At 37.0% G+C, this 21,290-nt stretch carries 15 protein-coding genes and 2 pseudogenes; 16 read left to right on the top strand and 1 reads right to left on the bottom strand.

Going from position 1 to position 21,290, the window contains the following annotated elements:
• Positions 1-355 precede the first annotated feature (355 nt).
• The 12 genes and pseudogenes from SLH51_RS08175 to SLH51_RS24440 form a co-directional block, all read left to right on the top strand.
• Positions 356-1,648: a sugar ABC transporter substrate-binding protein gene (locus tag SLH51_RS08175; protein ID WP_335960570.1), complete on the top strand. Its 1,293-nt coding sequence runs from the start codon at positions 356-358 to the stop codon at positions 1,646-1,648.
• A gap of 150 nt (positions 1,649-1,798) precedes the next feature.
• Positions 1,799-3,124, top strand: a complete 1,326-nt coding sequence (locus tag SLH51_RS08170; protein ID WP_335960691.1) for a carbohydrate ABC transporter permease — start codon at positions 1,799-1,801, stop codon at positions 3,122-3,124.
• A 6-nt stretch (positions 3,125-3,130) separates the two neighbouring features.
• Positions 3,131-3,976 carry a sugar ABC transporter permease gene (locus SLH51_RS08165; protein ID WP_335960568.1) on the top strand — a complete coding sequence of 282 codons (846 nt, stop codon included), beginning with the start codon at positions 3,131-3,133 and terminating at the stop codon, positions 3,974-3,976.
• Between the two features lie 342 nt (positions 3,977-4,318).
• Positions 4,319-5,335: a LacI family DNA-binding transcriptional regulator gene (locus SLH51_RS08160; protein ID WP_335960566.1), complete on the top strand. Its 1,017-nt coding sequence runs from the start codon at positions 4,319-4,321 to the stop codon at positions 5,333-5,335.
• A gap of 80 nt (positions 5,336-5,415) precedes the next feature.
• A complete protein-coding gene (locus SLH51_RS08155; RefSeq protein ID WP_335960564.1) occupies positions 5,416-7,047 on the top strand; it encodes a glycoside hydrolase family 13 protein in 1,632 nt (543 codons plus the stop codon).
• Between the two features lie 345 nt (positions 7,048-7,392).
• Entirely contained in the window at positions 7,393-9,060 is a 1,668-nt protein-coding gene (locus tag SLH51_RS08150; RefSeq protein ID WP_335960563.1) for a glycoside hydrolase family 13 protein, read from the top strand.
• Between the two features lie 313 nt (positions 9,061-9,373).
• Positions 9,374-9,619: pseudogene (locus tag SLH51_RS08145) on the top strand (alpha-amylase family glycosyl hydrolase); the annotation flags it as partial.
• A 205-nt stretch (positions 9,620-9,824) separates the two neighbouring features.
• Complete coding sequence (locus SLH51_RS08140) at positions 9,825-11,468, top strand: PTS transporter subunit IIBC (protein ID WP_335960561.1); 1,644 nt, start codon at positions 9,825-9,827, stop codon at positions 11,466-11,468.
• A gap of 4 nt (positions 11,469-11,472) precedes the next feature.
• A complete protein-coding gene (locus SLH51_RS08135) occupies positions 11,473-12,264 on the top strand; it encodes an endonuclease/exonuclease/phosphatase family protein (RefSeq protein ID WP_335960559.1) in 792 nt (263 codons plus the stop codon).
• A gap of 125 nt (positions 12,265-12,389) precedes the next feature.
• Positions 12,390-13,871: a glycoside hydrolase family 32 protein gene (locus SLH51_RS08130; RefSeq protein WP_335960558.1), complete on the top strand. Its 1,482-nt coding sequence runs from the start codon at positions 12,390-12,392 to the stop codon at positions 13,869-13,871.
• A gap of 214 nt (positions 13,872-14,085) precedes the next feature.
• Entirely contained in the window at positions 14,086-14,355 is a 270-nt protein-coding gene (locus SLH51_RS08125) for a PAS domain S-box protein (RefSeq protein WP_335960556.1), read from the top strand.
• Positions 14,356-14,802: 447 nt separating this feature from the next.
• Positions 14,803-15,132: pseudogene (locus SLH51_RS24440) on the top strand (EAL domain-containing protein); the annotation flags it as partial.
• A gap of 123 nt (positions 15,133-15,255) precedes the next feature.
• Here SLH51_RS24440 and uvsE read toward each other — a convergent pair.
• The gene (gene uvsE, locus SLH51_RS08120) at positions 15,256-16,161 is read right to left on the bottom strand and encodes a UV DNA damage repair endonuclease UvsE (RefSeq protein WP_335960554.1); all 906 of its coding nucleotides are present in this window, start codon (positions 16,159-16,161) and stop codon (positions 15,256-15,258) included.
• A 262-nt stretch (positions 16,162-16,423) separates the two neighbouring features.
• Between uvsE and galE the strand changes: the two genes are divergently transcribed.
• The 4 genes from galE (at position 16,424) to SLH51_RS08100 (ending at position 21,141) form a co-directional block, all read left to right on the top strand.
• Positions 16,424-17,410 (top strand): UDP-glucose 4-epimerase GalE, encoded by a 987-nt coding sequence (gene galE, locus SLH51_RS08115; protein ID WP_335960552.1) that lies wholly within the window; start codon positions 16,424-16,426, stop codon positions 17,408-17,410.
• 99 nt (positions 17,411-17,509) lie between these two features.
• Positions 17,510-18,673 (top strand): galactokinase, encoded by a 1,164-nt coding sequence (locus tag SLH51_RS08110; RefSeq protein WP_335960551.1) that lies wholly within the window; start codon positions 17,510-17,512, stop codon positions 18,671-18,673.
• A gap of 28 nt (positions 18,674-18,701) precedes the next feature.
• Complete coding sequence (gene galT / locus SLH51_RS08105) at positions 18,702-20,213, top strand: UDP-glucose--hexose-1-phosphate uridylyltransferase (RefSeq protein ID WP_335960690.1); 1,512 nt, start codon at positions 18,702-18,704, stop codon at positions 20,211-20,213.
• Positions 20,214-20,973: 760 nt separating this feature from the next.
• The gene (locus tag SLH51_RS08100; protein ID WP_335960549.1) at positions 20,974-21,141 is read left to right on the top strand and encodes a Fur-regulated basic protein FbpA; all 168 of its coding nucleotides are present in this window, start codon (positions 20,974-20,976) and stop codon (positions 21,139-21,141) included.
• The last annotated feature ends 149 nt before the right edge of the window (positions 21,142-21,290 follow it).

The following is a 21,290-nucleotide window of genomic DNA, read 5'->3' as shown; positions in this document are numbered from 1 at the left end:
TAAATATTGAATAGACACTCTATAATGAGGTTATCCAAGTGCAACCGTTTTCACTACAAATGAAAAGATAGGTGCTTTTTTTTACGACTGACATGCAAACGGTTGCTCGTTTTGTGCAATGTGGTTGCATTAGGGGATGTTGTCATTAACCAAACTTATGCAGGAACGTTTTTATTTTATAAACCGTGCAAAAAGCTTCTCAGATTGGTAATGATATGTAACGGAGAACAATATTTAGCAGATGATAGTGTAAAGCTGTAATAAAAATAGCATTTTAATAAGGAGGTGAGATCATAGTTAACGCCTGTCGCAATGGGTTGGGTATTTTAAAAAAAATAAAAGGGGGAACAAATATATGTTCAATAAAACAAAGTTAGTAACATTATCATTATCGTTGTCATTAGTACTGGCAGCATGTGGCGGAGCAGATGAAGCACCAGAAGAAACTGGAGTTGGTGAAGGTGACGGAGCTGGTGAAGAAGCAGTAGATTTCGAAGTCGTTCCTGAAGAAGGAGCGGAGTTGTTGCTATGGAGTGACGGAGATGAGCAGCTACAGTGGGCTGAGCTTATGGCTGAGAAATTTGAAGAAGAATATGGTGTACCAGTACAAGTAGAGGAAGTAAACCAAGAGGATGCGCCAGAGCGTTTAGCGACAGATGGTCCTCAAGGATTAGCAGGTGATGTATTTGCTTCTACACATGACCGTATTGGCCGTGCGATCTCTGCCGGATTGGTTCTTGAAAACTTCTGGCCAGAACAATATGAAGAAGAGTTTATGGAAGCGGCTATTACTGCTACATCATTTGATGGAGAACTTTACGGATACCCATCTGGTATTGAAACGTATGCTCTTTACTACAACACTGATTTAGTAGACGATGCTCCTGAGACAATGGACGAATTGTTTGAAATAGCGAAAGAAGTAACAGAAGGTAATCAATATGGGTTTATGATGGAGCCTGAAAACCTTTACTTCACGTATGCATTCCTTGGTGGGTATGGTGGGTATGTTTTCGGTGATGAGGGTACAAACCCAGATGATGTTGGCCTAAATAATGAAGGTTCTGTACAAGGTACAGAAATATTGGTTCGAATCCGTGATGAGATTCTTCCTGGGATGGCTAATGAAGATATCACCTATGATGTAAGAACGGCACTATTTGAAGGAGGGGACTTAGCATTTGATATTAACGGTCCGTGGGCTGTCCGTGGATATGAAGATGCAGGAGTAAACTTCAATGTTGCACCACTGCCAGTACTTGACAATGGTGAAAACCCAACTAGTTTCTCAGGTACCCGTGGTTTCTATGTAAACGCATATACAGAATATCCAGACGCAGCTTCATTATTAGCTCAATTTATTACGAACGAAGAAAACTTGTTGGAGTCATATCAAATCACTGGTGCTTTGCCTCCACGCTTAGCGTTAGTCGAGCATGAAGATATTCAAAGTAATGAAATTGCAGTTGGTTTCTTGGAACAAGCAACACATGCTCATCCAATGCCAAACATTCCAGAAATGCCTCTTGTGTGGGATCCAATGGCAGCGGCATTTACAGAAATTTGGAATCGTGATGTGGATATTCAAGAAGCGTTAGACCGAGCAGTGAACACGATCGAAACAGCTATACAAGAGCAACAGCAATAAAAAATTATTTTTTGAGTATTAGGTAAGTAAACTCGATGAATAAATTTGATGGTCAGTGAGTGTGGTTTATCGGATAAATCCTCCTAAGTTGCCTCACTGATTCACTATTTATTTACTATATAGAAAGTAGAAGGGGGAGTAAATGTGTCTATGAATGTACAATCTCAAGAGTCGCATAAAGGTAAAAGTCACAGCAAAATAGCTGCTTTGCTGTCTGTTCTCTTTATGGGACTTGGACAACTATACAACAAGCAATATTGGAAGGGTATTAGTTGGTCCTTGTTTGAGCTCATCATTTTAATTTTCTTTATTAAACCAATTATGAGTGGTTTACATGGGCTAATTACACTCGGTGAAACGCCTCAAGTAAGACAAAGAGGGCGTATCGTTGATCCCGGTGACCATTCAATCTTATTAATGGCTGAAGGGCTTATGTTACTGATCGTTTTGATAGCGATCGTAGGTCTTTATTATTTAAGTGTTCGTGATGCTTACCTTGTTGGAAAGATGCGTGAGCAAGGGCAAAGAATTATGAACTTCAAAGAATCGGTTCGTAATATCTGGGATAACGGGTATGCCTATATCTTGATCACACCTACCGCTATTTGTATGATCTTGTTAACGGTATTTCCACTGGTTTTTACTGCATTGATTGCTTTTACGAACTTTTCTTCCCCGAACTATTTACCGCCAAGGGCTTTAGTTGATTGGGTGGGAATTGAGCAATTTGTTCGTTTGTTCACGATGGAATCTTGGAGAGGGACATTCCTTGGTGTTTTCTCTTGGACGGTTATCTGGGCTATATCATCTACACTAATCGTGGTATTTGCCGGACTTTTTGTCGCTGTTGTGTTATCACAAAAAGTCGTGAAATATACAAAGTTTTGGAGAAATATTTACATTATCCCTTGGGCTGTACCTGGGTTTGTCAGTATTCTCATTTTTCGAAATATGTATAATGGTCAATTTGGAGTTATTAATGATATGCTGCGATCGGTTGGATTGAATCCAATTCCGTGGTTATCAGACCCTACATGGGCGAAAGTTGCCGTACTAATGACAAACCTGTGGTTAGGTTTTCCGTTTTGGATGGCATTGTTTACTGCGGTACTTACGACCATTAGTAAAGAATTATATGAAGCTGCTGAAGTAGATGGAGCAACAATCGTTCAACAGTTCCGTAACATCACATTCCCAATTGTTATGGTAGCTGCTGTCCCATTAATGGTCTTTACCTTCGCATTTAACTTTAACCAGTTAACATTTATTTATTTAATGACAGAAGGCGGACCAATGAACGCTAATTATAACTACGCAGGTCATACGGACATTTTATTATCATGGATATTCAAAATGACATTAGATAACGGACAGTATGCCATTGCCTCTGCTGTTGCCTTAGTGGTCTTTCTTATCATTGCAGGATTTGCGTATTTCAATTTGCGAAATACAAAATCGATGAAAGGGGAGGCGTGATAGAACATGCTTAGTCATAAAGGAAAAAGAGCAATAAATTACTTTATTGTATATAGTATTTTAATTGCGTTAGTGATCATTTGTTTGTTTCCAGTTTATTTTATATTTATTGGATCAGTTAACCCTGGTTCATCTCTACATTCATCTCAAGTATTTCCAAGTCCTGCTGATTGGAATTGGGGACATTATAAAGCCTTATTTGCAGAACATGATTATTTAACGTGGTATAAAAACACGATGTTCATTGCTGTATCCAATATGCTCATTTCGACGACTTTCGGAGTTTTCTCTGGGTACGCTTTTTCGAAGTTTAAGTTTGCAGGGAAGAAGCAAGGTTTGATGGCGATCATCATTTTACAAATGTTCCCGACGATTATGGGGATGATTGCAATCTACACGTTGCTCGGAGCTTTCGGTCTTTTGGATACTCATCTTGGTTATATTTTAGTATTAGCTGCCGGGAGTGTTGCTTTTAACACGTGGATTGTTAAAGGATTCTTTGATGGGATTCCAAATAGTTTAATGGAAGCTGCTCGCATTGATGGAGCGTCAAATACAGATATTTTTGTTAAAGTCATGCTGCCGCTAGCAACACCAATTATTGCATTTGTTGCATTTAATAGTTTCGTTGGAGCAAGTATGGACTTTATCATGGCGGAAGTTATATTACGGTCTAGTAGTAACTGGACGTTGGCACAAGGCTTGTTTACTTTAGTATCAGGACAAGCAAATAATAACTTCACTGTTTTCGCAGCAGGAGCCGTTCTCATTTCAGTCCCACTAATGGTGTTGTTCTTTGTATTCCAACGCTTTATAGTAGAAGGGTTAACGGCTGGTGCTGAAAAAGGGTAACTGTTAGCAAAGTAGGTGGTTCTCTTGTTTAAAAGGTTTAAAGTACTTTCAATTATTTTATTAGTGCTTGCTGGTGTCTTGTTTTTATACTCTGCCTTGTTATTATGGATCGTTACAACGTCCTAGATTCACGATATGAGCTAGGATGAGGGTGACTAAAACCAAGGGTCTGACCTTAGTTGACAATATTTATGATGGAGATGAGAATTGCTCTGTATCATTTTGTTGTGTAAACTAGCTGGGGTCAGGCCCTTCGTTACCTAAGATAAAAGATAGTGATTGTCTAAATAGTGTGTAAGCGCTAAAATAAAAAGAAACAAAAGAGGCAGGAGTTGAATACCGATGGCGGTCACCATAAAAGATGTCGCTAAACGGGCTAACGTAGCACCGTCGACGGTATCTCGAGTTATCGCGAATAGCTCGCGTATCAGTGAAAAAACGAAAGAGCGTGTCAGAGAAGCGATGAAGGAGCTAGGATACCATCCGAATTTTAATGCTAGAAGTCTAGCAAATAAAAGTACGAGTACGTTAGGGATCGTTATGCCTAACTCAGCTAAAATTGCGTTTCAAAACCCGTTTTTCCCCGAAGTTATTCGTGGGATTAGTACAAAGGCTTATCAAGAGGGATATGGTCTTTATTTAACAACTGGACAAACGGAAGAAGAAATTCTTGAAGAAGTAAAGCAGATGGTATATGGCGGACGTGTGGATGGAATAGTACTCCTATATTCAAGAGTAAATGATAAGGTTATGCCTTTTTTAATTGAACAAGAATTTCCGTTCGTGTTGATTGGTAGACCTTATAATATCGACGAAGATCAAGTTACTTTTGTGAATAATGATAATTACAAAGCGGCCAAAACAGTAACAGAGTATTTGATGTTGTTAGGTCACGAGAGAATAGGGTTTATAGGTGGTAACCTAGATTATGTAGTCACGGTTGACCATATGAGAGGGTATGAGCAAGCATTAAATAACGCTCATATACCAATTAGACAAGAATACGTTGTTCACCACGAGGAAGTAAAGGAAGGTGGACAAGATGCAGTTATTGAGCTGATGTCGATTGAAGATCGTCCTACGGCTCTTATTGTGGCTGATGATATTATGACATTTGGAGTGTTACGAATGTTAGCGGATATGAATGTAAAAGTTCCGCAAGACATCTCGATTGTCAGTTTTAATAATGTAATGATATCAGAACTATCGTCACCGACTATGACAACGGTCGATATTCATATTTATGAGTTAGGCTTTGAAGCAACGAGATGTTTAATTAGTAAAATTATTGAACCTGATTTTGGTGAAAGAAAGGTAATTGTTCCTCATAGGCTAATCAAGAGGGAATCATGTAAATAGAAGAGGAGCTTATGCAGGCTCCTTTTTTCAGTTATTTTTGCAAGAGAACGTAACGATTACAAGTAGAAGGGAAATCAAAAATGAAAACATGGTGGAAAGAAGCAGTTGTATATCAAGTTTATTGGCGGAGTTTTTTTGATACAAATGGAGACGGTTATGGTGATTTAGAAGGTGTCATTGAGAAGCTTGATTACATAGAGGAGCTGGGTGTTGATGTTATTTGGCTAAATCCGTGCTATGAATCACCTGATTTTGATAACGGTTATGATATCTCAGATTACAACAGCCTTATGAGAAAAGCAGGAACTATGGAAACGTGGGAACGCCTTTTAAGTGAAGTTCATAAACGAGGCATGAAGTTGATTATGGACCTTGTTGTGAATCATACGTCAAATCAGCACCCTTGGTTTTTGGAATCAAGCTCTTCTAAGGATAACCCGAAACGTGATTACTATATTTGGAAAGACCCTAAAAATGAAAAAGAGCCAAATAACTGGCGCTCTTATTTCGCTCCGTCTGTTTGGGAGTACGATGAAAGAACTAGTCAATACTATATGCATTCTTTTGCTGTTGAGCAACCTGATTTAAACTGGGAGAACGCGCAAGTTCGGCAAGAAATTTATAAAATGATGCGTTTTTGGCTTGATAAAGGCATAGATGGTTTTCGTTTAGATGTCATTAATCTACTTGCCAAAGTAGAAGGATTTCCAAGTGTAGAAAACCCAAACGATATCAACTATTTAGGTAACAACCCTGGAATTCATGATTACTTACAGGAGATGAACCGTGAAGTCTTGCAGCACTATGACATTATGACGGTTGGTGAGATCCCGTTTGTCACACCAGAAGATGGTTTGCTTTATGTTGGGGAAGACCGTAAAGAGCTACATACATTGTTCCATTTTGAGGTCGCCGATGATATGCCTACATGGGATATGACGCGCTTCAAGGAAATCCAAGCACGCTGGTATGAAGGATTAAAAGGGAAAGGGACAAACTCTCAGTTTATGAACAATCATGATCATACTCGTCAGGTGACTCGCTATGGAAATGACGGAGAATACCGAATAGAATCGGCAAAATTATTAGCGACGATGATTCATACACTTCCAGGAATTCCGTATGTTTATCAAGGGGAAGAAATTGGTATGACTGGTGTTCATTTTGATTCAATTGATGATTACAATGATATCGCGATGAGAAATAAGTACAAAGAAGAAGTTGATAAAGGCAGCGATCCACAAGAAGTGTTTGAAAGCTTATTAATGTTAAGCCGTGACAACTCCCGTACGCCCATTCAGTGGGATGATACAGACCAAGCAGGTTTTACAACAGGAACACCTTGGATTAAAGTGAATCCAAACTATAAAGACATTAATGTCAAACAAGCACTAGCTGACCCAGATTCGGTGTTTTATTATTATAAAAAACTGATTTCTATACGGAAAGAAAACCCTGTGATGATTTACGGGGACTATAAGGATTTTTCTGAGAAAGATGAAAACCTATATGTTTATACGCGTAGTTATGAAGGGATCACTTGGTTAGTTATATTAAATCACTCGGATGAGAAGCAGGTTTTGTCATTAGGTAAGGGACTTGATGTTGCGGGTAAAAAACTTATTATCGCTAACTACGAAGATGTAACTGGAGAAGAGTCGATTCAAAGAACAGCACTTCGACCTCATGAAGCGAGAATTTACCAAATATAAGAGTGCTATATAGGGTTATTTAGGCTCCTTGTATCATGGACAAACCACCATTTTTGGAGATGCACTGAAAAATCTAAAACCAACCTTAAAGAGATCCTAGAGGAAGCGGCAATGGTTCCGCTCGTTGCTTAGATGCTCTTGAAAAAGGTGAAAACCAACCTTTTTCAAGAGCATCTTTTTTTGGAGGTTTCTCTTATTAGTTTAGAATTAAATATCTTGGGATAAACTTTGAGGAGTTTAGTTACTTATCGAAGAGGCTTCTTTTTCATAAAACTAATTTAATGCAAACGATTGCACAATGTTAATAATTATGATATCTTAAAAATATACAAGGGGGAAGACAATATGAAAAAAAAATGGTGGAAAGAAGCAGTTGCGTATCAAATTTACCCACGTAGTTTTATGGATTCAAATGGAGATGGAATTGGTGATATTCCAGGAGTGATTTCAAAACTTGATTACTTAAAAGATCTAGGAATCGATGTTATTTGGATTTGTCCGATCTTCAGTTCACCAAATGATGATAACGGTTATGATATAAGTAATTACAAAGGAATCATGGAGGATTTCGGAACAATGGCTGACTTTGATCAGCTACTCGAGGAAGTGCACAATCGAGACATGAAATTAATTTTAGACCTTGTGATTAATCATACATCTGATGAGCATCCTTGGTTTATTGAGTCCCGTTCTTCAAAAGAGAATTCGTATCGAGACTATTATATTTGGCATCCAGGGAAAAAAGGAAAAGAGCCGAACAACTGGGAATCGATCTTTGGTGGTTCTGCTTGGGAATATGATGAGAAAACAAAAGAATATTTCATGCACGTATTTTCGCGCAAACAACCTGATTTAAACTGGGAAAATCCAAAGGTTCGTAATGATTTATATGAAATGGTTAATTGGTGGTTAGATAAAGGAATTGATGGATTCCGTGTTGATGCGATTTCTCACATCAAAAAGGTTGCTGATTTTCCTGATTTACCGAATCCAAAGAAAAAGAAGTATGTACCATCACTTGACGGTCATATGAATCAAGCGGGGATTCATGTTTTTCTTGAAGAGCTTAAGCGTGAAACGTTTGATAAATATGATGTTATGACTGTTGGTGAAGCTAATGGAGTAAAGGTCGACCAAGCGGAAGAATGGGTTGGAGAAGAAGAAGGATGTTTCAATATGATTTTCCAATTTGAGCACTTAGACCTTTGGGGGAAAAGTACAAGTGGGGGCTTAGATCTTGCAGCCTTGAAAAAAACGTTTACGAGATGGCAAAAGGGTCTTGATGGGATGGGATGGAACGCATTGTTCCTAGAAAACCATGACCAGCCTCGTTCGGTTTCGACTTGGGGAAACAGTGAGGAATACCGTGACAAATCAGCCAAAGCCTTAGCTACGATGTACTTTCTTATGCAAGGAACACCATTTATTTATCAAGGACAAGAAATAGGCATGACGAATGTGAAATTTTCTTCAATAGATGATTACAATGATGTGGCAATTAAAAATTTGTATCGCAATGAAAGAGCAGAGGGGAAATCTCATCAAGAAATCATGGAGATCATTTGGAAAAATGGGCGGGATAATTCGAGAACACCAATGCAGTGGAACGATGAAGAAAATGCCGGTTTCACGACAGGAACGCCATGGTTAAAGATGAACCCGAATTATACTGACATTAATGTTGAACAATCAATAGAAGATTCTCATTCGATTTACCATTATTATAAGAAGCTTATTCAACTTAGAAAAGAGTTATCTGTCCTTATTTACGGAAGCTATGATCTTGTATTGGAAGAAGATGAAAAAATTTATGCTTATACGAGAACATTAGACGACGAAGTGGTGTTAGTCATAACGAATCTTTTTGCAGAGGAAGCCAAGTTTGTATTGCCATCTAAATTAAAAGGGAAAACGACTGAGTTACTTATTAGTAACTATGAATTGATTTCAGAAGACAAAATTCATGAAATGCAGTTACAGCCATATGAAGCAAGAGTTTATAAAATAAAGTAATGTATTGCAATTTCATGCAATCGATTGTCTTGCGGAGTTGAAACTTCGTACTTGTACAGTCAGAGGGTGTCGCCAAAGGTTTAAAACCTTTGCGACACCCTCTTTTATTCATGATAAAAGCGTATAGTAAACGGGATATATGAATTTAAATGAGTAATGAAAAACTAAGTAATCAGGGCTATAACAGCGATGGAAAAAATATATTGAAAAATTTAGTGATATAAAATTAGACAAAAAATATCAAAAAAATATGCAAACGATTGCGCTGAGCGTGTTTCTATGATATTTTATTAGTAGATAAGGAGGAACGTACATGAATCAAACATGGTGGAAAGAAGCAGTAGCATATCAAATTTATCTGCGTAGCTTTATGGATTCCAATGGCGACAGGATTGGTGATATACAAGGAGTTATTTCAAAACTAGATTACTTGAAAGCGCTTGGAATAGATGTTATTTGGATTTCTCCGATCTATAGTTCGCTTAACGATGATAACGGTTACGCCATAAGTGATTATAAAGGAATCATGTCGGATTTTGGGACAATGAGTGGGTTTGATTAACTACTTAAATAAGTACATAAGCTTTAGCTGACATCAGTAGAGTTATCTATTAGTAACTACGAAGTCAACACAGAAATAGAAATGGATGAGCTAGTATTAAAACCATATGAAGCAAGAGTATACAAAATAAAATAATTTTTTACCATACTGTGCAAACGATTGCCGAGAAGGTGAAAAGCGTTAAATATAGGAGGAAAATAGGATGAAAATCACATCGTTTGATTTTTGGCAGAAATTTGGTAAGGCTTTAATCGTAGTAGTGGCTGTTATGCCAGCAGCAGGAATTATGATTTCTCTTGGTAAGATGATCGCAATGTTTGAAGTAGACTTAGCGTTAGTGCAAACCGGTGCTGTCATCTTAGAAGAGCTTGGTTGGGCAATCATTGGTAATATGCATATATTATTTGCAGTTGCTATTGGGGGATCTTGGGCAAAAGAGCGTGCCGGAGGAGCTTTTGCTGCTTTAGTTGCTTTTATTTTAATTAATCGTGTAACAGGGGCTATTTTTGGTGTTAATAACAGTATGTTGCAAGATCCTGAAGCGACAGCTACTTCTCTTTTTGGCAGTGAATTAATGGTTCAAGACTTCTTCACTGATGTCCTCGGGGCCCCTGCATTAAATATGGGTGTATTTATCGGTATTATTTCTGGTTTCTTAGGTGCCGTTATTTTTAATAAATTTTATAATTATGATAAATTACCACAAGCTTTATCATTCTTTAATGGGAAACGTTTTGTTCCATTTGTCGTTATTTTGTGGTCAGTTGTTACGGCTTTAGTTCTTTCTTTCATCTGGCCAGTTATACAAGGGAGCTTAAATGATTTTGGACGCTGGGTGGCCACATCTAGAGAGACTGCTCCGTTTCTTGCACCATTTATCTATGGTGCGGTAGAACGCTTATTGCTTCCGTTCGGTTTGCACCATATGTTAACGATTCCAATGAATTTTACAAACCTCGGTGGTACATATACAATTTTAACGGGGGCGAATACTGGACAGACGGTTGCTGGGCAAGAGCCTCTATGGTTTGCGTGGATTGCTGATCTAAACAACTTGAGAGCTGCTGGTGATGTGGCGGGTTACAGCCAGTTATTAACTGAAGTAACACCTGCACGTTTCAAAGTAGGGCAAATGATTCTTTCTAGTGCTGCGTTAATGGGTATTGCTATAGCAATGTACCGAAATGTCGATCCTGATAAGCGAACAAAATATAAATCTATGTTCTTTTCTGCTGGGTTGGCAGTATTCTTAACTGGAGTAACTGAACCAATCGAATTTATGTTTATGTTTGTTGCACCTGTTCTTTATGTCGTATATGCCATTATGACGGGATTTGCTTTTGCAGTTGTTGATCTTGTTGATATTCGCCTTTCCTCTATGGGGATGTTGGAACTATTAACGCGTACTCCGATGATTTTTAGAGCAGGATTATGGTTAGACTTTGTTTATTTCTTTGCAGCTTGTCTCATGTTCTTCGGTTTAAACTTCGTAGTTGCAAACTTTATGATTAAGAAATTTAAATTTGCAACTCCTGGACGCTTAGGTAATTATATTGAAGAAAGCAGTGAGAACAATGCTGGGAAATCTGGATCAAGTCAGCCTGACGAATCTCTTGCTAGTTCGATTATTGCGCTATTAGGCGGCCGAGATAACATTGAGGAAGTTGATGCGTGCATGACGCGACTTCGTGTGACAATCAAAGATGTAGATGCTGTTGCTTCAGAAAAAGAGTGGAAGAAAAATGGAGCATTAGGATTGATTGTTAAGGGTAAGGGAGTTCAAGCTATCTACGGACCGAAAGCGGATATTATTAAATCAGATATTCAAGACCGAATAGGGGCGTAAGTACATGAAGCTTTTAACGTTAAATTGTCATGCGTGGCAGGAGACAAATCAGCAAGATAAAATAAAAAGTCTGGCAAAGACGATCAAAGAAAAATCGTATGATGTGATTGCATTACAAGAAGTAAGTCAATTAATAAATGAGGAAGTTATTGATGGTAAGGTTAAGCGTGATAATTATGTTCTTGTGTTACTAAATGAGTTGAAAGCGCTTGGTGTAGACGATTATGAGTATGTATGGGATTTTGCGCACATTGGATTTGAAGTATATGAAGAAGGCCTTGCGATTTTAACAAAGCATAAGATTGAAAAACAACACACTTTCTTTATTACTCAATCCGAAGCTCCAACCAATTGGAAAACGAGAAAAATTGTTGGTGTGACGATCAATTACAATGATAAGCCAATCTCTTTTTATTCTTGCCATCTTGGATGGTGGAATGATGAAGAAGAATCTTATACTAAACAAGTAGATGCCCTATATTCATATGTCCAAAAAGATGAAAGGTTCTTCTTGATGGGAGACTTTAATAATGATGCTAACATAAAAGAAGAAGGCTATGACTATTTACTTAGCAAAAGTCTTATTGATACGTATCAGTTAGCTGAAGAAAAAGATATAGGGACAACAGTAGAAGGAAAGATTGCTGGTTGGGATAAGAATAAACAAGATTTGAGAATTGATTATATCTTTATCAATGAAAACATTGGTGTAAAAAAATCTAATGTGATCTTTAATGGCGTAAACAAGCCAGTTGTTTCTGACCATTTCGGTTTGGAAATTGAGACGACACTATAGACAGTCAAATAAGCTCATTAATTGTTGTTTAAATTAATGAGCTTCTATTTATTATGTAAATACATTTATACTGAAATATTTTAGAGTGGGAATAACAATAAGAGTTCAGAATATAGGAGGAAAACATGCACAATCATCAGGAGCAAATCGAAAAAGCAAATAACGAAATAGCGAAATTAAAAGAACGTGTTATGAATCATGAATGGAACTTGCATTATCATGTTATGCCACAGGCGAATTGGATGAATGATCCAAATGGGTTCTCATTTTTTAAAGGCGAGTACCATCTATTTTATCAACATCATCCGTATGATCCTAAATGGGGTCCAATGCACTGGGGACATGTCAAGAGTAAAGATCTCATCAACTGGGAACACTTGCCGATTGCTTTAGCACCAAGCGAAGATTATGACAAGGACGGCTGTTTTTCTGGTAGTGCTATCGAAAAAGACGGAAAGCTTTATTTGATGTATACAGGGAATGTCTGGATAGAAGGAAAGTTAGATGAAGACCTAAAGCAAGTTCAGGCGTTAGCAGTCAGTGAAGATGGAATACACTTTGAAAAAATAAAAGAGAACCCTGTTATAGCTGAACCTCCAGAAGGAGATATAAATACGTTTCATTTCCGTGATCCAAAAGTATGGAAACACGAAAATACATATTATGTTGTATTAGGTTCGAAAACAAAAAACAACACGGGTCAGGCATTATTGTATCGTTCTCGAGATTTAATCAATTGGGAATTCGTTTCTGTTATGGCAAAGGGTGATGGGAATTTCGGATTTATGTGGGAGTGCCCAGATTTATTTGAGCTAAGTGGAAGTGAAGTGTTGGTTTTGTCTCCTCAAGGGGTGAAGCCTGAAGGAAATGATTATCATAATCTTCATCAGGCAGGCTATGTTATTGGTCAGTTGGATTATCAAACAGGGCAACTGCAATATGGACCGTATTATACATTGGATCATGGGTTTGATTTCTATGCGCCACAAACGATGCTAGATGACAAAGGACGAAGAATTTTAATTGCTTGGATGGATATGTGGGAAAGTGATATGCCTACACAGGAATTCGGATATTCTGGAGCGATGACGATACCAAGATTGGTGACAATGAAAGAGGATCGGTTGTATACGTTGCCAGTTCCTGAAATAGAAGCGCTTCGACTTAAAGAGGTTTATTATGACAACGTAATGGTAGACGGGGGGAAGTCACTAGATGATGTGCAAGGAGACTGCCTAGAATTAAAGGTGAAAATGGAAGTACAAAATGCTACAATGTTTGGCTTGAAATTAAGAGTGGATGAGCTAACTGATCAAGAGACTGTTTTACATTTTGACAAACAAGAAGGAATCGTCAGCCTTAACCGAGATAAATCAGGTAAGGGTCCAGGTGGGGTTCGTAAAACAGAGGTTACGATAGAGGATATCGTATCCCTTCATATTTTTATCGATAAGTCGTCTGTTGAAGTGTTTATAAATGAAGGCGAGAAAGTATTGACTGCACGAATCTTTCCAACAAAAGAGGCGAAAGGGATTTCTTTCTTTGCCGATCACCAAATGAAAATTGAAAGTTTGCATAAGTGGAATTTAAATCGATCTATTAGCTAAGGATTGCACAAAACGCCTTTTTTAGGTGTAGATATGTTTAAAGGATGACCCTACCTTTGTTGAGTCATCCTTCTTTTTGTGTAAGAGGATGTAATGAATGGAAGTAAAAAGAATAAATAGAAGTTGTAAAACGTAGTGTGACATACATCATATCTGAATTGCTCATATTGCTATATTATTAATAGAACTTTGCAATGAGAAATGAGGGCATATGATGAATTTGAAGTCCGAACTTAATCAAGCATTAAAAAAGCTTAAGGATATTGAATTAGCTTTAAATGAATCTTCGATTGTAGCAATTACAGATCATAGAGGCTTCATTCAGTTTGCAAACAATAAGTTTTGTGAAATTTCTAAGTATAGTCGAGAAGAATTAATAGGGAAAGATCATCGCATAATTAATTCTGGTTTCCATAGTAAGAAGTTTATCAATGATATTTGGAAAACATTGGAAAAAAGGGGAAGTGTGGAGGGGGGAATTTAAAAACAAAGCAAAAGATGGTTCGTATTATTGGGTTGATACAACGATTGTACCATTTTTAAATGAAAAAAGAACCCCGACCAATACATTTCAATCCGTCACGATATTACAAGGCGCAAACAAATTGAAGAAAATATGGAGATTAAAGAAGCGGATAATGCGATGTATCATGCAAAAAAACAGGGGGGAAGTACTTATTGTTTTAGTACTCCTAAACAAAACCTTGAGATGGAGCGCTACACTCAAATCCACCAAGAAGGAGTTACAATTACCTTTAGAGAGAGTTTCCGTTAATGTTTCACCCGTTCAATTTAGGGAAGAACATTTTGTGGAAGATTTAAAAGAAGTGTTGGAAGAAACGAAGCTCGAGCCTTGCTATTTAGAATTAGAAATAACGGAAGGCACACTTCTAAATATTGACGAGTCTTAAAAAAACTACTTGAACTAAAGGAATTAGGTGTAAGAATTTCAATTGATGATTTTGGCACAGGATATTCCTCACTAAGTTATTTAAAGCGGCTACCGATTGACACTTTAAAAATAGATAAATCATTTATCGATGAGCTAGATATTGATGGAGAAATTATAGTAAATACAATTATCCATATGGGCAAAAATATAAAATTCACCCTCATTGCGGAGGGCATTGAACAAGGCAAACAACTGTCTTATTTAAAACAGCAAGACTGTCATGAAGGACAAGGGTACTTGTTTAGCAAACCGATTCCAGCCGAGCAAGTTCAATTATTATTGAGTAATTATCAGTTTGTGTCAAGTTAAACTATCTATCTTGTAGGAAAAAGAACTGAGGGAAGACCTCGGTTCTTCTATGGTATAACGTGAAGTGGGGCTTTCATCACTCCTTCTACATTTCAATTCTTAAACTAATTAGTTAATATTCAATTATTGTTCAATATGTAGATCAATCTCTCCTTCCGATGTTTTCTTATAAATTCGTAAAACAGATTCGTCTTTCCGTTTTGATTCAAACATTAGATCAATGTGTCTTGACCCGATTAATTCACTAAATTGTATTAAATCATCTTCCAGTATATAGTCATGGTGGGCAGGATCAGTTAGTGAATTTCTACCTGAACTGATATGCATTTTCGGACGACCAGTACTTTCCCATGATTGAAAAACTATGTCTAGAGCTTTTTCAACGTTTAAATCAGTAGGGGGGTTGCACCTATGATGATGAAAATCAAAACAAATTGGAACTCCTGTTTTCTTAAAGATGTCGATCACATCAGCAATAGAAAAAATTTTATCATCGTTTTCTAAACGCAATGTGGACTTACTATCGCTTGATAGACCGTTATATATATGAATGAACCTCTTCTTTGCTTCTTCTTTGTTTCCATAAGCGCCTCCAACATGAATGATCATATCAGTTCCATTTACAAGATTTAAAATTTTATTATGATACTCTAAATCCCAAATGGCTTTTCTGACAATATCAGGATTCTTTGCATTTAGAATGCTATATTGTCCAGGATGCATGGATAACCGCATTTTTTGTTGGATGCAAATGCTTCTAATTTGTTCTGTGATGTCTAGAACATCTGGATCTTTATCCCATTCCCAAGTCATTATGTCATGAGTTGCAAAAGGAACTAAATCGCTGCTTAACCGGTAAAAGGAAATATTGTGTTTACTATTCCATTCAAGAACTCTACGTACTTCCCTAAAATTATGTAAGGTGAGTTCTTTCACTTTCTGTAAACCTTCTGTCTCAATAGTTTTTAATCTACACGTCTTAAATTTAGAGGGAAGAGACAAATTAATACATGCATATCCGATTTTCATTCTTAGTAGGTACCTCCAGTAATAGTTACAATAATTACTCGCAATGTACGTATTATGCCACTATTACGAATTGAAATGTAGTGAACGAAAAAGGAATTTCCATCTAAATACTATTATGAAAAAAGATTTGCCTATTTACCCTAAAAATTAAAAAAGGTGAAGAAAAAATCTTATCGGTGTGATAAGATAAACTTAATTAAATTAATTAATTAAGTTTGATGAGTAATTCAAAATTTGAACTTAATTGTAGGAGGTAATTTTCTTGGCGATTTTAGTTACTGGTGGAGCTGGATACATTGGCAGTCATACGGCACTTTATTTACAAGAAAAAGGTGAGGAAGTTATCATCTTAGACAACTTAGAAAAAGGGCACGAGGAAGCTGTGCTTGGTACGAAGTTGTATAGAAGTGATTTACGAAATGAGGACGTACTTGATGAAATTTTCAGAGCTCATCATATTTCAAGCGTAATCCACTTTGCTGCTAATTCCTTAGTTGGTGAGAGTGTAGAACAACCGCTAGAGTATTATGATAATAATGTGATCGGTTCGTACACACTTGTTAAAAAAATGGTTGAACATGGTGTGAAAAAAATCGTATTCTCTTCCACTGCAGCCACGTACGGGGAGCCTAAATCAATACCTATTTTGGAAAGTGACCCGACAATCCCAACAAATCCTTATGGGGAAACAAAGCTTGCAATTGAAAAAATGTTGAAGTGGGCTGATGAAGCTTATGGATTAAAATCAGTATGTTTGCGTTATTTTAATGCAGCTGGGGCTGATCCATTAGGAAGGATTGGGGAGGATCACACCCCTGAGTCTCATCTCATCCCAATCATTTTGCAAGTCGCATTAGGTCAACGTGAAAACATTAAGATATTTGGTGATGATTATCAAACTGAAGATGGTAGCTGTGTTAGAGACTATATTCATGTCATGGATTTAGCACAAGCACACTATCTTGCTTTGAAAAAATTAGAAGAAACAAATGAAAGCGGAATCTATAATCTCGGTAATGGAACAGGTTTTTCTGTGAAACAAGTAATTGAGGTATGTCGAACTATTACGGAAAAAGAAATTCCTGCAGTAATTACCGAAAGAAGAGCTGGTGACCCAGCTACTTTAATTGCCTCATCGCAAAAGGCAAAAGAACAATTACAATGGGAACCACAATATCCAAACCTAGAAGAAATCATTTCCCATGCATGGTATTGGCATCAAGCCAACCCAAGCGGCTATAAAAAATAAAGTAGATGATATTCATTTGACTAAGTAGCGACTACTCTCGTTTGTAAAACTTAAACTTATATCAGGCTTTAAATTATATTATTAAATGAGGTGTCTTCCGTGGAAAACATAAAAGAAAGATTTATAGAAGTATTTAATGAAACGGATCAATTACGTGCTTTTTTTGCTCCAGGACGTGTCAATTTAATTGGAGAACATACTGACTATAATGGGGGGCATGTATTCCCATGTGCGTTAAGTGTTGGTACGTTTGCTGTTGCTAGGAAACGAAACGATTCAAGAATTCGATTGTATTCAATGAATTTTTCGGATGTAGGAGTCATTGAAACGTCTCTTGAAAAATTAGAATATGTTGATGAACATGATTGGGCTAATTACCCTAAAGGCGTTGTAGCTAAATTATTAGAATCAGGAGCTGATATTGCTACTGGCTTTGATGTTGTATTTAATGGAACGATTCCAAATGGAGCAGGGCTATCGTCTTCTGCATCTATTGAATTAGTAACAGCAGTTATAATGAATGAATTGTATCAATTAGCGATTGATCAAGTTGAATTAGTGAAACTTGCTCAAAAAGCTGAAAATGAATTTATAGGTGTTCAATGTGGTATTATGGACCAGTTTGCGATCGGGATGGGAAAGAAAGATCATGCCATTTTACTTGATTGTCAGACACTCCAAGCTACGTACTCTCCTATTAAATTAGAGGATATGTCATTAGTTATTATTAATACGAACAAAAAAAGAGGATTAGCTGATTCGAAATATAATGAAAGAAGAAGTGAATGCCAACAAGCTTTAGAGCAACTTCAAAAGGTTGTTGCCATTGATTCGCTTGGAGATTTATCGACAGAAGCGTTTGAGTCACGTAAACACGTCATTGAAAATGAAACGGTTCAAAAGCGTGCGAAACATGCTGTTTATGAAAACGAGAGAACTGTGCTAGCTGTTGAAAAATTACGCGCTGGAGATCTTGTTGGTTTTGGGAAATTAATGAATGAGTCACACATCTCTTTACGAGATGATTATGAAGTGACAGGGCATGAACTAGATGCACTCGTTCAAGCTGCTTGGGACGCAGGGGCAGTTGGGGCAAGAATGACAGGTGCTGGATTTGGTGGATGCACTGTAAATTTAGTGGATAAGGAGCAACTTGCCACATTTATTGATCAAGTTGGTTTACAATATGAGCAACAAACCGGATTAAAGGCAGACTTTTATACGGTAGAAATTGGAGATCAAGCACGAGAAATTGCACTCTAACTACTATGGAGGGAAGAAAATGCCAACAATTAATATTTATGAACAAATAGAGCGACTCATTCAATATGGCCTTCAAAAAAAGCTAATTACATTATTCGATGTCGACTATGTTCGTAATCAGCTAGTAGGAATATTTACTTTAGATGGTGTAGAAGCAACAATCGCCCCTTTAGAGGAGTTGGATTCACCACAACCGATTTTAGATCAGATGTTGGATTGGTGTTATGAAAAAGAGATTTTAAAAACGAATACGATTACGTATCGTGACTTACTTGATACGCAAATTATGGATTGCCTCATGCCAAGGCCATCTGAAGTCATTCATCAATTTCAATCACGTGATAATGTAAAAGAGGCAACGGACTATTTTTATCAGTTATCACAAAACTCTTACTATATACGGAAAGATCGCATTGCTAAAAATGAACATTGGTATAGTGAAACAGAATATGGCGATTTAGAAATTACGATTAACCTAGCAAAGCCAGAAAAAGATCCGAAAGCGATTGCAGCTGCGAAAGGGCTGAAGCAATCAACGTATCCAAAATGTTTGTTATGCAAAGAAAACGTCGGGTACTGGGGAAGGGTCAATCATCCCGCAAGACAAAATCACCGGATTATACCTGTTACATTAAGCGGTGAAGATTGGTATTTTCAATACTCACCGTACGTATATTACAATGAGCATGCGATTTTGTTTTCAAAAGAGCACAAACCAATGGCAATATCAAAAGAAGGATTTGACCGCTTATTACATTTCGTCGAACAATATCCACATTATTTTGCTGGAACGAATGCTGATTTGCCGATTGTTGGAGGATCAATTTTATCACATGATCATTTCCAAGGTGGTAATCATGAATTTCCAATGGCGATCGCAGAAATAGAAGAATCATTCTCTGTTTCACGATATGCAAATGTGGAAGTAGGGATTGTCCGTTGGCCAATGTCTGTTATCCGTTTACGTGGAGCTGATCGCCATGAAGTTTCCGCTTTAGCAGAAGAAATCTTAATGAGCTGGCGCAACTATTCGGATGAAAGTGTTTCTATCTATGCATTTACTAATGATGAGCCACACAATACGATTACTCCAATTGTCCGTTTTAAAGATGGGAAATTTGAAATGGACTTAGTTCTTAGAAATAATCGGACTGATGAAGCGCATCCATTAGGGATTTTTCATCCTCATGATGAAGTGCACCATATTAAACAAGAAAACATTGGTTTAATTGAAGTAATGGGGTTAGCCGTATTACCTGGACGCCTTCAAGAGGAAATGGCGGTTTTAGCAACGTATATGCTGCAAGAAGATTTTGCTACACTAGCAAGTAATGATGAACGAACAAAAAAGCATGTAGAGTGGGCGACTGAGGTTAAAGGAAAATATCAAGATCTCAATGAGGAGACAATTTATGAAGTACTGAAACTAGAAATTGGTCATGTGTTTTCTGTTGTGTTAGAGCATGCTGGTGTCTATAAAAGAACTGAGGAAGGAAAAGCGGCGTTTATTCGATTTGTTCGAACGGTTCAAGATAAATAGAGTGGAAGCTTGATGAAAGCAAGAAACAAATGAAAAAATATTAATCAAAAAGCTATCTCATCAAGGTATAAACCTTGATGAGATAGCTTTTTTGGTGATTTTCTCTTCGATTGTGAGGACTTTCTTATAGAGAGACCATTTAAATATTAACAGTACAACGGTAAGGTATCTATAGAAATTTAAATCTAAGTTACACTCCATAGCTTTTAATTTCAAGGGTAGCATATTATCGGCATAAAAACCGGCTGGGTAGAGTGTTACCAATATAGAGCATATCAACAGGTAAGTTATTTTGAGTAAACATATAATACTCTCTATCAGTAGAACAATTGCTTTTTATCTAGCATAAATCCAACAGTGAAAACCGATTATTCGCACCCTCTAGCTTGGGTTAAGGGGAGTTGATAAATACAAGTATAAATGCATCAAGATGTAACATTTCATAATGGAACACCATTTTATGCCGAAGCCATTAATTATAAAACGAGTTGACAGGTCGGAATAATCAGATATATAATAACAATAATTTAATACGTTGCCGATCGGAAAACGCGAAGGCCTGACCTCATGTAAAGAGGTTAGGTCTTCGTTTTGCTCTATCGTACATGAACTAAAGTTTGTATATTGATTTGTTTCTAAATTCTAGTGACATCGTGATCGTGATCAATGGTTTATTTACGTTTTCTAAATATTTAACAAAAGAGTATCTCTTCTGCATTAATCGATAAGAAAAGAAAACTATTAATGAGGAGGTAAAGACATGACTACGTTACGTGAATCTGTATTTCGTAGAAAAGAAGAATTAATCCAAAGGCTGCTTGATTTAGGTGTCTATAAAAAAGAAGGGCAACATCTGTATGAATTAACTTTGACAGAAGTTGAAATTGAATATTGCAAAGAGATGAAACGCCGGAAGTTGATTAGCTAAGTATACAGGAGTACGGTATCACTCAAAGCTAATGTTCAAAAATTAATCTATTTTAGAAAAGAACTAGCAATTGAGTGAATTTCATAAATATCATCCCTTGTGTCTCAAGGGTTCCAAGGCATAAAAAAGGAAGTACCTCCCCAAATCCA

It is taken from the genome of Halalkalibacter kiskunsagensis (assembly GCF_037027555.1).
Taxonomy (GTDB): domain Bacteria; phylum Bacillota; class Bacilli; order Bacillales; family Bacillaceae_D; genus Halalkalibacter; species Halalkalibacter kiskunsagensis.
The sequence above is the reverse complement of the archived record's forward strand: the minus strand, read 5'-3'. Positions and strand labels throughout refer to the sequence as shown.